This is a genomic window from Shimia sp., assembly GCF_049116215.1.
GTDB lineage: Bacteria > Pseudomonadota > Alphaproteobacteria > Rhodobacterales > Rhodobacteraceae > Shimia.
In genome coordinates, this window is the sequence record NZ_JAGDZB010000003.1 from 185,530 (window position 1) to 200,552 (window position 15,023).

General features: G+C 59.2%; 14 protein-coding genes. 5 read left to right on the top strand and 9 right to left on the bottom strand.

Annotated elements, in window-relative coordinates; all coding sequences use genetic code 11:
- Nucleotides 1-121: 121 nt before the first annotated feature.
- Both JXR15_RS09505 and JXR15_RS09510 read left to right on the top strand, forming a co-directional pair.
- Entirely contained in the window at nucleotides 122-1,174 is a 1,053-nt protein-coding gene (locus JXR15_RS09505; RefSeq protein WP_422052995.1) for a YcaO-like family protein, read from the top strand.
- Entirely contained in the window at nucleotides 1,174-3,174 is a 2,001-nt protein-coding gene (locus tag JXR15_RS09510; RefSeq protein WP_422052996.1) for a BTAD domain-containing putative transcriptional regulator, read from the top strand. The genes JXR15_RS09505 and JXR15_RS09510 overlap by 1 nt, the downstream gene beginning before the upstream one ends.
- Nucleotides 3,175-3,216: 42 nt before the next feature.
- Here JXR15_RS09510 and JXR15_RS09515 read toward each other — a convergent pair whose 3' ends face one another.
- The 3 genes from JXR15_RS09515 to JXR15_RS09525 all read right to left on the bottom strand — a co-directional run bounded on the left by JXR15_RS09515 (nucleotide 3,217) and on the right by JXR15_RS09525 (nucleotide 5,881).
- Nucleotides 3,217-3,588 (bottom strand): hypothetical protein, encoded by a 372-nt coding sequence (locus JXR15_RS09515; RefSeq protein ID WP_422052997.1) that lies wholly within the window; start codon nucleotides 3,586-3,588, stop codon nucleotides 3,217-3,219.
- A 30-nt stretch (nucleotides 3,589-3,618) separates the two neighbouring features.
- Nucleotides 3,619-5,196, bottom strand: a complete 1,578-nt coding sequence (locus JXR15_RS09520; protein ID WP_422052998.1) for a hypothetical protein — start codon at nucleotides 5,194-5,196, stop codon at nucleotides 3,619-3,621.
- A 361-nt stretch (nucleotides 5,197-5,557) separates the two neighbouring features.
- Nucleotides 5,558-5,881 carry a DUF6476 family protein gene (locus JXR15_RS09525; protein WP_422052999.1) on the bottom strand — a complete coding sequence of 108 codons (324 nt, stop codon included), beginning with the start codon at nucleotides 5,879-5,881 and terminating at the stop codon, nucleotides 5,558-5,560.
- Here JXR15_RS09525 and JXR15_RS09530 point away from each other — a divergent pair.
- From JXR15_RS09530 to JXR15_RS09540, 3 genes are all read left to right on the top strand, one after another.
- Nucleotides 5,880-6,908: an RluA family pseudouridine synthase gene (locus tag JXR15_RS09530; RefSeq protein ID WP_422053000.1), complete on the top strand. Its 1,029-nt coding sequence runs from the start codon at nucleotides 5,880-5,882 to the stop codon at nucleotides 6,906-6,908. The two genes, JXR15_RS09525 and JXR15_RS09530, sit on opposite strands and share 2 nt — an antisense overlap.
- A gap of 205 nt (nucleotides 6,909-7,113) precedes the next feature.
- Nucleotides 7,114-8,010 (top strand): RNA polymerase sigma factor RpoH, encoded by an 897-nt coding sequence (rpoH, locus tag JXR15_RS09535; RefSeq protein ID WP_422053001.1) that lies wholly within the window; start codon nucleotides 7,114-7,116, stop codon nucleotides 8,008-8,010.
- A 107-nt stretch (nucleotides 8,011-8,117) separates the two neighbouring features.
- A complete protein-coding gene (locus JXR15_RS09540) occupies nucleotides 8,118-9,086 on the top strand; it encodes a Gfo/Idh/MocA family protein (RefSeq protein ID WP_422053002.1) in 969 nt (322 codons plus the stop codon).
- Nucleotides 9,087-9,164: 78 nt separating this feature from the next.
- On the opposite strand, the gene JXR15_RS09545 is transcribed toward JXR15_RS09540, so the two are convergent.
- The 6 genes from JXR15_RS09545 to JXR15_RS09570 all read right to left on the bottom strand — a co-directional run bounded on the left by JXR15_RS09545 (nucleotide 9,165) and on the right by JXR15_RS09570 (nucleotide 14,998).
- Nucleotides 9,165-9,833, bottom strand: coding sequence for a DUF4167 domain-containing protein (locus tag JXR15_RS09545; RefSeq protein ID WP_422053003.1), 669 nt, complete (start codon nucleotides 9,831-9,833; stop codon nucleotides 9,165-9,167).
- A gap of 222 nt (nucleotides 9,834-10,055) precedes the next feature.
- Nucleotides 10,056-10,889, bottom strand: a complete 834-nt coding sequence (gene prmC / locus JXR15_RS09550; protein ID WP_422053004.1) for a peptide chain release factor N(5)-glutamine methyltransferase — start codon at nucleotides 10,887-10,889, stop codon at nucleotides 10,056-10,058.
- Nucleotides 10,886-11,935 (bottom strand): peptide chain release factor 1, encoded by a 1,050-nt coding sequence (prfA, locus tag JXR15_RS09555; RefSeq protein WP_422053005.1) that lies wholly within the window; start codon nucleotides 11,933-11,935, stop codon nucleotides 10,886-10,888. Before prfA ends, prmC begins: the two co-directional genes overlap by 4 nt.
- Before the next feature lie 304 nt (nucleotides 11,936-12,239).
- The gene (locus tag JXR15_RS09560; protein ID WP_422053006.1) at nucleotides 12,240-12,635 is read right to left on the bottom strand and encodes a DUF1499 domain-containing protein; all 396 of its coding nucleotides are present in this window, start codon (nucleotides 12,633-12,635) and stop codon (nucleotides 12,240-12,242) included.
- A 133-nt stretch (nucleotides 12,636-12,768) separates the two neighbouring features.
- Complete coding sequence (gene speB, locus JXR15_RS09565; RefSeq protein ID WP_422053007.1) at nucleotides 12,769-13,728, bottom strand: agmatinase; 960 nt, start codon at nucleotides 13,726-13,728, stop codon at nucleotides 12,769-12,771.
- A 109-nt stretch (nucleotides 13,729-13,837) separates the two neighbouring features.
- On the bottom strand, nucleotides 13,838-14,998 hold the full coding sequence (locus tag JXR15_RS09570) for a M20 aminoacylase family protein (RefSeq protein ID WP_422053008.1): 1,161 nt from the start codon (nucleotides 14,996-14,998) through the stop codon (nucleotides 13,838-13,840).
- Between the last annotated feature and the right edge of the window lie 25 nt (nucleotides 14,999-15,023).

The window sequence follows — 15,023 nt, forward strand, 5'->3', positions numbered from 1 at the left end:
AAACAAATGTGCCAAAGTCAGCGTTATTCTTGCGTGATTTGCCGTCATCGCCTTGCAATGTTGGTGTTGAGGCGGTGTGTTTTGCATGTGAAACCGCGTGTTTGGGGAGAATCAGGGCAGAATGTTCAAAGAGTTGCGGGAGTTTGAGCGACCTCTGAGCGGCCCCCTTGGCGTGCCGCAAGAGGCCCCCATGTGGTGTCTCCCGGTGTTACAACAGCTGGACTACCTGTTTGTTGGCGTCCCCAGCGCCGTGCCAGCGCTGGTGATCGCCGGCGGTGTTTTGGCTGATGGCACGCCGGTGTCCGGGGCTGGTCGTACGCGGGAGGCAGCTTTGCTGCGCTTGGCGGGTGAAACTGCGGAGCAATTGGGCTTGCGCGCGGCGGTGGCGCAGTTGCCAAGCGATCGCGCCATTTCTGTTTTTGATTGGGGCGGCAAAGATGTAGGTGAAGTGGATCGGGCTGTGTTGCCGTTGACGGCAGCTGAAACCGCCGGATTTTCCGAGGGGCTTGCGGCACACACGGATGTGACGCAGGCCCGGCTTCATGGCGCGTTGGAGTTGTTTGAGCGGGATGCGGCGGCGCATTGGTGGGCGGGGGCAACGAATGCGATAGGCGTAACGGACATCGATGACAGAGTTGTTGATGTGCTTGGCGTACGCCCAACCCGACAAACACGGCTGTTGGATGTGACTTGTGACACGGGTGTGCCGGCGGTTGTTGCGGCGTCGTTTGATATGACCGGCGCGGGGTTTTGCTTTGGGGCGGCCGCGGGCGTGTCGCTGGAGGCGGCGATGACATCTGCGTTGCGGGAGCTGGGCGCCGCAGAATTTGGTCAGCTGTTGGAGCAATCGCGCGGGGGCGAGGCTGTGGACAGCGGTGCCGGGTTGACGGTGAATACGCTGACACTTGAGGTGATGGAAGCGCAGATGGTGGCGCAACGCGTTCCTTTCAAAACGCACGTTCGGGCGCGCAGGGCACTGACGCCGGCGGAGTGGCCAGCGGTTATGCAAGAGAATGGGATTGGTATTGTCGATCTGGGTTGTGTTGCGGGGCAGTTTTGGGCCATCAAAGCTGTGAGCACCGCATTGCAGTCGGGGCGGGAAACCTTTGTTTGCCCCCGATTTCAAACGGCGCTTTTGGGGAAAACACGACGGACGCAGGGACCTCTGTACTAATGGAGCGGGACCAGACCAATACCGCAGCGCCGGACAGGGCGGTGCAGCAGCTTCAGATTGACGTGATCGGCGGGTTTCAGGCGCGCTGTGATGGGGCGCGTGTTGCGATCAAGAAGAAGAAAGCAGCAGCTATTTTGGTATTGTTGTCGCTGTCGCCGGACCTGCGTATGTCGCGGGAGAAATTGCGCGGGGTGCTTTGGCCGGACAGTTCCGAAACGGCGGCGCAAACCAGCCTGCGAAATGCGGTTTGGGCGTTGAAATCCGCGCTGTCTGACGCAGGCTTTGACGGGGTTCAGAGCGATCGCAGTGACATCTGGTTGGCGCAAGAACAGGTTTCGGTCGATCTCGATCTTTTGCTGGAGGCCGCCGATCAAGGGGACATGGCCAAAGTGTTGCGGGTTGATCCGCAAAAGCTGGCGCAGTTTGATCGCGATCAGGTGGAGATCAACGACGTGTTTGCCTCCCGTGTGAGCGAAGCGGTGCAGCACGTCAGCGGGTTGATGCGTCACCGTCTGAATCTGGCGGCAGACCGCGCAGGAACCGACGCAGAGCGGCTTGAGATTTTGCAGTTTGTCGCGGGGATGGACCCGGCAGATGAAGGTGCGGCGCGGCGGCTGATTAAGGCCTATTGGAAAAGCGGACAGATGGCGAATGCGCTGACCGTGTACCAATCGCTGTGGAGCCTGCTCGATCAGGAGTATGGCGAGGAGCCATCTGAGGAAACGCAGCAGCTGGTGATCGACATAAAATCACCGGAAAAAACCCAGGCGCCCAAGACCTTGCGGCCGGTGATTGTTGTGGCGCAGCCCAATTATGCACATCTCACCGCGGAACGCGCTGGCGAGGCGGAGGCTCTGCGCCAAGCTTTATGCGCCAATCTTTCGCGCTTTCGCGAGTGGCAGATTTTTGATGCGGCCTTGATGGCGGAACAAACCCAGGTGGGCGCGCCGGGGGCTGCGAGTTATGCGCTGGTGTTACAGCCGCAGGATCGGGGCGGCGCATTGGCCTGCCGCGCGGTGCTGTCCGATCGCGGCACCGGCGAGCTTTTGTGGTCTGAGGCGTTGACCGATGCGGGGCAAATCACCCTGGCCGAAGGTCCAGGCGCGGCGGAGCGGTTGGCAGTGGCATTGAACCTGCACCTGTCCGCCTTCAAAGGCCCGTTGATTGCCACAAATACAACCGCGCCAAGCGCCTATGAGCGCTGGGTGGAGGCGCAGGGTCATATCCTGCAATTCACGCTGGAGGGGTGGAAGACGGCAGAAGGGCTGCTGGACGCGTTGATCCGGGACTTTCCAGAGTTCAGCCGGGCGTATTCCAGCCGGGCCTCGATTGAGAACATGCGGCAGATTTCGTTTCCGGGGCTGTACAGTTCGCCGGATATGCATGTCGATGGGCTGCGTTTGGCGCGGCGCGCGATTGAGCTGGACCCGATGGACAGCCGGGGACAGCTGGCGATGGGCTGGTCGGCCGCGATGTCGCGACAGTTTGAGCAGGCGGAATTGGCCTTTGATCTGGCGTTTCAATACAATGAAAACGATCCTTGGACGATGACGTCTTCGGCGGTGGGGTTGGCGTTTTGCGATCGGTTGGAGGCTTCCGGCCGATTGCTGGATTTGCTGTTTAAGCTGAAGTTCCGGTTACAGCCGTCGCATTGGAGCTATGTTGCGGCAACCCGGTTTATGGCCGGGGATTATGAGGGTTGTATTGCGGCGTCCGAGAAATCTGAGGAGATTTCCCACGACGTGCCGGCCTGGCATGCCTCCGCACTGGGGTTGGTCGGGCGGTTGCCGGAGGCGGCTTCGGTGGCGCGGCGGTTTGAAAGCATTGCGAGAGCAAACTGGGTTGCGGATGGCGCGCCGGAGCGAGCCGAGATCACGCGGTGGTTGGTGTCAGGCTTTCCGATCCGCAATCACAAAGTCTGGCTCGCGCTGCGGGACGGGTTGCGGTTGGCGGACATGCCGGCGCCGGACCTAATTCAGGACGGCAATATTGCGATTTAAAATCAAGTCTATACCGGCATATCCTAAGGTGAGAGTGTCAGGCTACACGCATTTGCGCAGCGCGTAATCCGCGATGCGCTTGGAGCGGAAATTGTGCTCTTCTTCTGCCGGGGTGACCAGCGTGGCGTCATAAGCTTCGTCGTAGAAATCCGGCAGCGTGTAGGGGCTGGGCGGCGGCAGGTCGAGGTCATCGGGGTGCGGCAGCATGATGCTCACCACCTTCTGATCTGGCGCGTTGAAGATTTGCAGTGGGTCTGCGTCCTTGAACTCTTCGGCCAGTTCGGCCACGTTGCTTGGCACCTGCGCCCGGAAGTCACCCACAGTGGCGGGCACCGTGTCAGCACTGCGCGCCCAGTCTTGCAGGATTTCTCCCATCTTCAGGTAGTTTTTGATTTTGATCTCATATGGATCCATTGGTTGTCCTCCTTGTTGAGACAGTGGTGTTCAGGTGATCTCTGTGGCTGCGATCAGCGTTGGCATGTCGCGGATCAGGGCGGTGCCATAAGCAGCATGTTCAAGCGCCAAGGCGATATGATCGTCTGTGCGTGTTGGTGTGTCGTCCGCAAATACCGGACCAAAGGATGCGCCAAGGATCAAGCCGCCAAGAGGGCCATAGGTCGCGCCGTTGCTGCCGTCGATCTGCGCCTCCAGTGCGAGGAAGGTCACAAGCGGCAGATTGGCGGTGATGATGGCTTTGTTGGCATCGGACATGGGCGGCTTGTGGCCCGGGCGCACGGCGGCTTCGAGCGTGGCCATGCCAGCGTTGGCAATGCGGTCATAGTGGGTAGCGGCGTCAAATGGCGTGGCGATGCCTTGTGCAGTGAGCGCGGCGGCGGCGGCTTGGATCAGGTCCTGCACGCGGCCCAGGCCAATCCATTTTTCGCGCACAAGATCACGCATGGCGGTGCCTGCGGGGTAGGTGGCTTTGGTGGGTTTTCCTGCGGTGGGCAGTGTCATGCCGTCGGCTGTGTGCGGGCCAAAACGGATCGCCCAGTTGAAGTTGTCTGCCAAAGGCGCGCCGGGTGCCGTGAAGAATAGGTTCCAGTCAATTTTCCAGTCAATGGGCGTGGGCACCATCCCGGGTTCATGCAGAGAGGAGTGGTTGATGATCTTGCGCAGGTCGACCTCGCCAAGGTCATGATCGCCCACGCCATTGTTCAGCATGTATTCCGGGCGCACCATGCTGTGGGCCATGCGGGCGATGCCGTAGGCAAAGAGGTCGTTGGTCTCTGCGGCGTTGCGCCCGAGCGGGGCCAGCGCTGGCGTGCTGTCAAACAAGGCCAGCACGTCGGCAGGCATGATGCGTGGGAGTAGGTCATGGCGTAGGATGCGGCGATAAAGGCGCGCGGTGGCAAGACGGGCCACGCGCGCGCGGTGATGCGGCGGGATTGGATCTTGGGTGCCGGGCATTGGCGTGGTTGCCGATTGTGCCACAAGCGTGTTGTAGACCGCGTGAAAAAAAGCGGTGAGCTGCGCCAGGATGTTGTTGTCGTCATTGCGCGAATCCGGGATCAGCACATCGGTAAAGGGGCCGTCTGAGCCCGGGGAGTCCGCGTTGTAGCGGTTGCGGGGCAGATCGGCGGCAGGGGCCAGGCGGTCATCCGACATATGGCCTGCCGGGCGGAATTTGCCAAGTCGGAGCTGATGGGTGCCGTCCGCGTGGTTCATGTCAAACGCATGTGGGCAGACAATTGGACCACCGCCGAACAGGGTTTCTAGGGCGAGTTTTTCCTGACGCAAGTTTTGGGAACGACCGCCGATGTCATCAAAGCTGCGCGGGACCAAGGAGCTGAACACCAGATCATGGCCGGCAAGCTGGAACAGATAGGAATAGCCTGCTGGCACGCCAAGGTGGCTGCCGCTTGGGGCGTTGAGGAAGCCTTTGCGCGCGTCGGTGGAGCTGTTGTTATTGTTGAGCAATGTCGCAAGGTAGACGGTCATCTCTTCGGTGAGAGGCGACGGCTGTGATGTGCCGCTGGTTGCGGCAAAGACATCGTCGATTTCGAGATCACGGTGCGACATGGCTCAGTCCTTCTGTTTGCTGAGACCACTCTAACGAGAATTTCGAATGTGAGATAAATTGAATTTGAATCGCGCATTTTCGCGCTTTTGCGAAGAAAATAAGGGGAAACTGCAGAGTGTTTTGTCACATGTGACGCGGTGGCGTTAACGGAATCACGATTTGTTAACGCGTCAACCGCGCCATATGGTCAGCTCAGGGCTGCTGTTTTTGACAGGGAGGTCACCGGCAATTGGGGCGATGTTTCGTTGAAAGCGTGGGCCGATCCGTGCAGGTTGTTTCCAAAATGGCACGAATAATCCGGAGAGGGCTATACTGTTTCCAAATTGGAAGCTGTAAGTCAGGCCTTGATAAAGCGTCGCTTTAGTCGCTGGCCGCTGCCCCAAATGCGCCGGGCGACAACACCACTTCTTGTCGCAATGTCCCAGTGATGCGGTCATGGATCAGGATGCGGTTGTCTGTGGTGACAATCGCCACCCAGCCGTCGCCCATGGTCACGGCTTGGGCGGTCACTCCGTCCTGCAAAGTCAGGTTTTCTGGCAAGATTGGGCCATCGTCACGGAAGCGCATGACAAGCAGGACAACCAAGGTTACAAGCCCGACAACCATCACCACCATCATCCCGGTGACCAAATAGCGCAGGAAGCGCAGATTGGCGGGTTCAATTGGTTCCGGAGACTCATCCATGGCAGAGGCCCTTGTAGAATTTGTGATCGCGGACAATCCGCCCAAGCGTCTTGATAAGGCGCTTTCGCGGGATGTGCCAGTGGAAGCGAGCCTGAGCCGCACGCGGTTGGCCAAGTTGATTGCAGGGGGCAGCGTCACGTTGGATGGCGTTGTGATGGACGACCCCAAGCATAAGGTTGCTGGAGGTGAGACCGTTGCGATCACTGTGCCCGTGGCCGAAGACAGCCACATTGGGCCGGAAGACATTTCGCTGGATGTGATCTGGGAAGATAACGATCTGATAGTTATCAACAAACCTGCGGGCATGGTGGTGCATCCTGCGCCGGGCACGCCCAACGGCACGCTGGTGAATGCGCTGTTGCACCATTGTGGTGACACGCTGTCTGGCGTGGGAGGCATGAAGCGGCCGGGGATTGTGCACCGGATCGACAAAGAGACCAGCGGCTTGCTGGTGGTGGCCAAGACCGATGCTGCGCATCAGGGATTGGCTGCGCAGTTTGAAGCCCACACCGTGGAACGCTATTATCGTGCGGTATGTTACGGCGTGCCGGATGCCAACGACCCTCGGCTGCGCGGCGTGCGCGGGGTGAATTTTGAGCCCGGCAATATCATGAAAGTCACAACGCATTTGGCACGGCACAAAACCGACCGGCAACGTCAGGCGGTGTTGTTTGAGGGGGGGCGGCACGCGGTGACCCGGGTGCGGATTGTGCAGCCGCTTGGTGATCCGGCTGTGGCCTGTCTGGTGGAATGCTGGCTGGAAACCGGTCGCACACACCAGATTCGCGTGCATATGACCCACGCTGGGCACGGTTTGATTGGCGATCCGGTCTACGGCGGGCGGCGTAAGCTGGCGGAGAAAGCCATTGGGCCCAAAGGTGTAGCGGCTGCAAAGTCTTTTGACCGTCAGGCCTTGCACGCGGCGGTGTTGGGCTTTGAACATCCAGTCACAGGAGAGGATTTACGGTTTGAAGCGCCGTTGCCAGAGGATATGGCGCAGTTGATTGCCGATTTAGGCGGTGCGTGACCGGCGGTTTTACGCCTGCAACAAAACGCACATGCGCGTGAAATCAAGCAACCTACATAGAATGCGGTGGCAAAAAACCTTACTCTAGGAGTCAGAAATTTGCGCGTGCTGGTTGAAACCGTCTGTGAGCGTCCTACATTGATGTTAGCGACATAAACATACGCCCAAGACAATCAGCGTAAGACAGACAAGGGAGGCATTCGCCATGAGCAATTACAAAAATCTGCCGGCACCCACACCAGAAGGTGGTCTCAACCGGTATCTTCAGGAAATTCGCAAATTCCCGCTACTTGAGCCCGAAGAAGAGTACATGCTGGCCAAGCGCTGGGTGGAAGAGCAGGATGCAGATTCCGCGCATAAAATGGTGACCTCCCACCTGCGTCTCGCGGCAAAAATTGCCATGGGCTATCGCGGCTACGGCCTGCCACAGGCCGAGGTAATTTCTGAGGCAAACGTCGGTCTGATGCAGGCTGTGAAGAAGTTTGACCCGGAAAAAGGCTTCCGTTTGGCGACCTATGCCATGTGGTGGATCCGCGCGAGCATTCAAGAATACGTGCTGCGCAGCTGGTCCATGGTGAAGCTGGGCACCACCTCGGCGCAAAAAAAGCTGTTCTTCAACCTGCGCAAGGCGAAGGCGCGCATTGGTGCGCTGGAAGACGGTGACCTGCGCCCGGAAAACGTGCAGCGCATTGCCACCGACCTTGGCGTTACCGAGGCGGAAGTGGTCTCGATGAACCGGCGCATGTCCGGCGGGGATGCCTCGCTGAACGCGCAGGTTGGGTCTGATGGTGAAGGCACCATGGAATGGCAGGATTGGCTGGAGGATGAAACCGCCAACCAAGCCGCAGACTATGAGGCCAAAGACGAGCTGGACGCGCGTCGTGAACTTTTGACCGAGGCCATGGACGTGTTGAATGACCGGGAGAAGGACATTCTGACCCAGCGCCGTTTGGCGGAAAAGGCGGTCACTTTGGAAGATCTGAGCGGTCAGTACGACGTCAGCCGTGAGCGGATCCGTCAAATCGAAGTGCGTGCTTTTGAAAAGCTGCAGAAACGCATGCGTGAATTGGCAGCGACACGCGGGATGCTTGCGGCACACTAAGCTTGCATGATGACATTGAAGCCTCCGCCGGCGTGGTCCGGCGGAGGCTTTTGCTTGTCTGGCGGTCAGCATTGGCTAGGGTGGGCGCATCAAATGGGAGCGCTATCATGACCACCTCACCTGTCCGTTGGGGCATCCTCGGGGCCGCCAATTTTGCCAAGACCACAATGGGGCCCGCGATCCACGCGGCGCATGGCGCAGAGCTTGCGGCGGTGGCGTCCTCAAGTGCTGAGAAAGTGGCCGGGTTTGCCGCCTTTGCGCCAGGCGTGCGACATCATCAGAGCTATGAGGATCTGCTTGCCGATCCGGAGATCGATGCGGTGTATATTCCGCTGCCCAATCATCTGCATGTGAAATGGGGGATCAAAGCGCTTGAAGCGGGCAAGCCTGTGCTGATTGAGAAGCCTGTGGGCATGGATGTGGCCGAGATTGATCAATTGATTGCCGCACGGGATGCGGCCGGGCTTTTGGCGGCCGAGGCCTATATGATTGTACATCATCCGCAATGGCAGCGGGCAAAGGCGCTGCTGGCGGACGGCACCATTGGCAAGCTTGTGCATGTGAATGGGGCGTTTTCGTTTTTTAATGATGACACCGGCAATATTCGCAATCAGGCGGCATCTGGCGGTGGCGGGCTGCGCGATATTGGCGTTTATGTCATGGGCGGCGCGCGGTTTGTCACCGGGCAGGAGCCTTTGAAACTGGACTACGCGCGGGTGCAGTGGGAACACGGCGTGGATACGTTTGCCGATATGGGCTTTGACTTTGAGGGGTTCACCTATCAGGCTTACACCTCGATCCGCTCTGCGCCACGGCAAGAGATGCATTTTCACGGTGAGAAAGGTCTGATGACGCTGACCTGTCCGTTTAACGCAGGCAAGTTTGATCAGGCAGAATTGCATCTGTCGATGCCGGATCAAACCAAGCGCATTGAGCGGTTTCCGGTGGTGAACCAATATGTGCAGCAGGTGGAGGCCTTTGGTCGCGCAATCCGTGCCGGTGAGAGTTATGCTTGGCCGCTGGAGCAGGCGCGGGGCACTCAGATGATGATGGATCAAGTGTTGGCAGCCGGGTAGGTCCTGCTGCTGCCCAAAAGAACACCCCTCGCAGGCTGGACCAGCGAGGGGTTTTTTGTCTGACGTAGAGGCGGCCGGTTATTCGGCGGCTTTGCTGTCTTCAGCCGGAGCGGCAGCGGGTTCTGCTGGAGCTTCAGCTTTCTTTGACGAACGACGTGGCTTTTTCTCGGTTTTTTCCGCAGGCGCGTCAGCTTTGTCCTCAAGCTTTTTGCGCGGGGCGCGTTTGCGTGGGGCTTTCTTAGGCGCGGGCGCTTCGGCCTCCGGGGTGTCCACCACCAGATTGCTTTCAGCCACGTCCACAATCAGATCAGGCTGGTCAGCCTCAGACGGGTCCACCGGTGCTGCCGCTGCCTCTTGTGGGGCAGGGGTTTTGTCGCGGGTGCCGCCACCGCTGTTGCCTTCGCGTTCCTGACGCTCCATGCGCTCGCGGCGTTCGCGGTCGCGCTCGGCCTGGCGTTCGCGGTTCTGGCGGTCTTGTTCCTCGCGGCGCGCTTCTTGCTCGCGCTGCGCTTCGTTCAACATACGCTGATAATGTTCGGCGTGTTGCTGGAAGTTTTCCGTCGCAACGCGGTCATTGCCCAATTGGCTGTCGCGCGCGAGTTGATTGTATTTGTCGATCACCTGTTGAGGGGTGCCGCGCACCTTGCCTTCCGGGCCAGAACTGTCAAACACACGGTTGACGATATTGCCCGACGTAGGGCGATTGCGGTTTGACTTATTCCGCGAGCGTGACTTCGAAGATCTCATTTTATCTGCAATCCAGCCTTGATCAATTGCGGTCGCTCATCCCGTTTCACGCCTCTTGCGATCAGAATTCCGGGGGCGACAATTTGTGGCTTGATGTCCAATCGGGACCGCCCGCAAAACGGGCATCCACCAATAGGACACGAACTTGATATTGTGCCTTGGACGTTCGCACAAGTGCTTTTATCGCGCCAAAGCTTGCAAAAAGGAAAATTTGCGTGGGTTTTAGGCCTTTTGGCCGATCACCACGCGGTCGCGCCCGTCCAGATCGGGCTTGATGGCGACGTTTATCAGGCCCGCATCCTCAAAGAGCGCAGCCACGTCCGGACCTTGTTGCCAACCAATTTCCACCATGAGCCAGCCGTCTGTGTTGAGGTGTGCAGGTGCGCCTGCAGCGATCTTGCGATAGGCGGTGAGACCGTCAGCTTCGTCTGTGAGGGCCATGCGTGGCTCATAGGAGAGCTCCGGGGCAAGCGACGGCATTTCGTTCAGTGCGATGTAGGGCGGGTTGGACACGATCAGGTCAAAGGTGCCGGTCACTTCGGTGTACCAATCGCTTTCGAGCAGAGACAGCCTATTGGTCACCTCAAGGGTTTCAGCGTTTTGCACCGCCACAGTTAGAGCTGCTGACGAAAGGTCGGTGGCAACCCCTTTTGCATTTGGAGTTTCTGCCAAAAGGGACAGGATGATTGCGCCGGTGCCGGTGCCCATATCCAGCACGTTGGAGAAGCGGGTCCCAAGTGCGAGAGACACCAGAATTTCGGTCTCGGGGCGGGGATCAAGCGTGTCTGCGGTTACTATGAACTCGTGATTATAAAACGCGCGTTTGCCAAGCATGTGGGACACAGGCTCTCGGGCTTGGCGGCGGGCCAGCAGGGCTTCAAGAGCCGCGGCCTGCTCTTCGGTTGCGTCTTCGCGCAACTCCAGCGTAAGTCGGTCAGGCCGAATGCCGGCGGCATGGCTGACCAGAAGACGGGCTTCTTTCACCGGATCGTTGACCGGGATGTCCTGCAAGACTTCAACGGCCCGTTTCACCAGAGCTGCGATGGTGCCTTTCACCCGTTCATCTCCGCCAGCGCCGTGGCCTGTGCATCTGCGGTCAAGGCGTCGATGGTTTCGTCCAGATCGCCCTGCATGATCTGATCGAGCTTATAGAGCGTCAGGTTGATGCGATGATCGCTCATCCGGCCTTGCGGGAAGTTGTAGGTGCGGATGCGTTCAGACCGGTCACCGGAGCCAACTTGGCCGGCACGGTCTGCGGCGCGTTCGTCGTCGATGCGCTGGCGTTCCAGATCAAACAGACGGGTTTTCAGAACCTGCATCGCAATCTCGCGGTTGCGGTGCTGCGATTTTTCCGAGCTCACCACAATGATACCGGTGGGCAGGTGGGTGATGCGCACGGCGGAGTCCGTGGTGTTCACGTGCTGACCGCCAGAGCCGGAGGCGCGCATGGTGTCGATGCGAATATCACCTGCGTCGATTTTTACGTCCACGTCCTCAGCTTCGGGCAGCACGGCCACGGTGGCGGCGGAGGTGTGAATGCGCCCGCCGCTTTCGGTGGTGGGCACGCGCTGCACCCGGTGCACGCCGGATTCATATTTCATGCGGGCAAAGACGTTTTCGCCTTTGATGTGCGCAACAACCTCTTTGATGCCGCCAAGCTCGGTGGCGTTTTCCTCAAGGATGTCGAGTTTCCAGCCACGGTTTTCGGCGTAGCGTTGGTACATGCGCAGCAGGTCGCCAGCGAACAAGGCCGCTTCGTCGCCACCGGTGCCGGGGCGGATTTCCAGAATGGCGGGGCGGGCGTCAGCTTCATCTTTGGGCAAAAGCGACAGCTGCAAAGCGTGCTCGGCTTCGGGCAGGGCGGCGCGCAGCTCGGGCAGCTCTTCTTCGGCCAGATCTTTCATGTCTGGATCCGACAGCATTTCTTCGGCTTCTTCGATGTCGCTGAGCAGCTTTTGGTAGGCCTGCACCTGTTCCACCACTGGCTTGAGGTCGGAATACTCCTTGGCGAGCGCGGCGATGTCGCCGCTGCCTTCGGCCATCTGCGCCTCAAGGAACTCAAAACGTTGGGTGATCTGATGCAGTCGTTCTATCGGTACCATGCTGCTAAGTGAGACAATACGCGGGTTTGGTCAAGAGCGCGGTTTGCGCTATACTGGGCTTATGCGACACCTGACCTTGATATTTGCTCTGCTGGCATCTTCAGCGACGGCTGACGGGATGATGAATGGCGTGCCGGTGGATTGTTATTGCACCGACAAGCAGGGCCAGCGCATTGAGGTGGGCGAGACCATTTGTTTGCAGGTGGATGGGCGCATGTTCATGGCGCAGTGTCAGATGTCTCTGAATGTGCCAATGTGGCGGGAGATTTCGCCCGGGTGCCTGAGCTCCAGTTTGAAGGCGCCGTTACAGAGCGTCGATCCAAGTCTCGACCCGGTTGGCGTTCACGCCAAAATCCTTGCGTCCAAATCGTGAGCGGCCATAGACCTTGAGCATGTCACCGTCTTGATAGGCGGTGGTGTAGTCGGGGTAGGCCATAAGTTTGGAGCGGGTCACATAGGTGACCACGCCATCTTCAACAGAGCCCGCAAGCACAGTGGTGCGTGGTGTGCCCATGGCGACCTGGTGGAAGCGGTCCAAGCCGTCGCGTCCGGACATCACCAGCCGCCGCACGGAGTTTTCATTGTCGCTGTCATGGGCAACCTGCGGTTCTTTGTGCCACTTGGCGGGATCGCTTGGCGCCACGCGCACGTAGATGGCAAAGGCAACGGCCAATACTAGAATTAACCAGAGAAACGTCATTTTTTGCACCTCACACTCACAGGCCGAAGCGCTGCGCCCCCATTTTAGAGATCATACGCTTGGGCAGGCCGAGTAGATCACTCGATGCCTGCAACCTAAGCGGCGTTTGTGTTGGTTTCCAGAGGGGTGCGTACTAACGCCGCGTCCATCCCCAGAGGCAGATCAATTCCAAGGCAATATGCGCCCCGGCCACGGCAGTGGCGCCGGTGGTGTCAAATGGGGGAGAGACCTCAACCACGTCACCGCCAACAAGATTGATACCTGCGATGTCGCGCAGGATTATGCTGGCTTGCCCGCTGGTCAAACCGCCCCAGACCGGTGTGCCGGTGCCCGGCGCAAAGGCCGGGTCCAACCCGTCAATGTCAAAGGTCAGATAGGTAGGGTGGTCGCCAAGAATGTCGCGGATTTTTTGTGCCACAACCACGGGGCCGGTTTCATGCACTTCGCGTGCGTCGATGATGTTGAAGCCCAATGTGTCTGGGTTTTCGGTGCGGATGCCAACTTGAACCGAACGTGTGGGGTCGATCAGACCGTCCTTTACGGCCTTGTAAAACATGGTGCCGTGGTCGATGCGGTTGGGTTCGTCGTCAGCCCAGGTGTCGGTGTGGGCATCAAACTGCAATAGGCTCAGCGGGCCAAATTTCTCAGCGTAAGCTTTGAGGATCGGGTAGGTGATGTAATGATCGCCACCCAAGGATATGCTGGCCGCGCCGCCCGCAAGAATGCCGCGAATGTGGTTGGTCAGCGCTTCGGGGAAGTCGGCCACGCGAGCATAGTCAAAGGCCACATCGCCATAGTCCACGATGTTGAGCGCGCTCATCGGGTCGTAGCCCCAGCCATAAGGCGGATCAAACGCCTGAATGGCGCTGGCCTCGCGGATGGCGCGGGGGCCAAGGCGGGTGCCGGGGCGGTTGGTCACGGCCTGGTCAAACGGGATGCCGGTCACGGCGATGTCGACGTCGGTGAGGTCTTTGGAATAGCGGCGGCGCAGGAAAGACGTGGCCCCGCCAAAGGTATTTTCAAAGCTCAAGCCGCGCGGGTCGTCGCGGGTGAAGGCCATATCAACTTGGGTTTTGGCATCTTCCAGTGCCATGGGCGTGTTCCTTCCTGCAGAATTTGATCAAATTTCGCAAATTCACCAGAAAGGTCAAGCCTGAAGACGCGGTGCGGGCGATCTTGTGCCAAGACCGCCCGCAAATTGGTTACAGCGGCTGCGCGGTTTCCACCAAACGGGCAAAGAAAGACGCGCCGATTGGCGAGATGTCGTCGTTAAAATCAAACGCCGGGTGGTGCAGGCCTGCGCCTTCGCCAGCGCCCAAGAACAGGTAGGCGCCAGGGCGGGATTCGAGCATGTAAGAAAAGTCTTCCGCGCCCATTTCCATGCCTTGATCGGCGTTCACCGCCACATCACCAGCAATGTCACGCGCCACATCAGCGGCAAAGGCGGTTTGGGCTTCGTGGTTCACGGTGGCGGGGTAGCCCACATCGATGTCCAGCACGGCCTCAAGACCATAGGCCGCAGCTGTGCCTTTGGTGATCTCGTCCAGACGGCGGTGGATCATGGCCTGCACCTCTTTGTCAAAGGTGCGGATGGTACCGTTGATGAAGCCGCCATCGGGGATCACGTTGTCGGCGGAGCCGGCGTGGATCTGGGTGACGGAGACCACACATTCGTTACGGGTGTCGTGGTTGCGGCTGACGATGGTTTGGATAGCGTTGACCATGGCAACAGCGGCAACCACAGGATCAACAGTGTCTTGCGGGTAGGCACCATGGCCGCCTTTGCCTTGAAGCTTGATGGTGAAGCTGTCCACGGCGGCCATGATCGGGCCGGGGGTGGTGTGGAACTCGCCAAGCGGCAGGCCAGGCACGTTGTGGATCGCGTAGATGTCTTTTACGTCAAAGCGCTCCATCGCGCCTTCCTCAACCATCACGCCTGCGCCGCCGCCGTCTTCCTCAGCAGGCTGGAAGAACAGCGCCACACGGCCGGAGAACTTGCGGGTTTCCGCGAGGTATTTGGCGGCACCAAGCAGCATGGTGGTGTGGCCGTCATGGCCACAGGCATGCATTTTTCCGTCGACGGTGCTGGCGTGGTCCAGGCCGGTGATCTCGTCCATCGGCAAGGCGTCCATGTCGGCGCGCAGGCCCATGGTGGGGCCGTCGCCCTGACCGTTGATGATCGCAACCACGCCGGAGGTCGCAATGCCTTCGTGGATTTCGTCGACGCCAAACTCTTTCAGGCGCGCGACGACAAAGGCGGCGGTCTTGTGGCAATCAAACGCCAGTTCCGGGTGCGCGTGCAGGTAGCGACGCCAGCCCTTCATTTCGGCGGAAAAATCGGCAATACGGTTTACAACAGGCATGGGCGGACACCTTCTCTGAATGGTC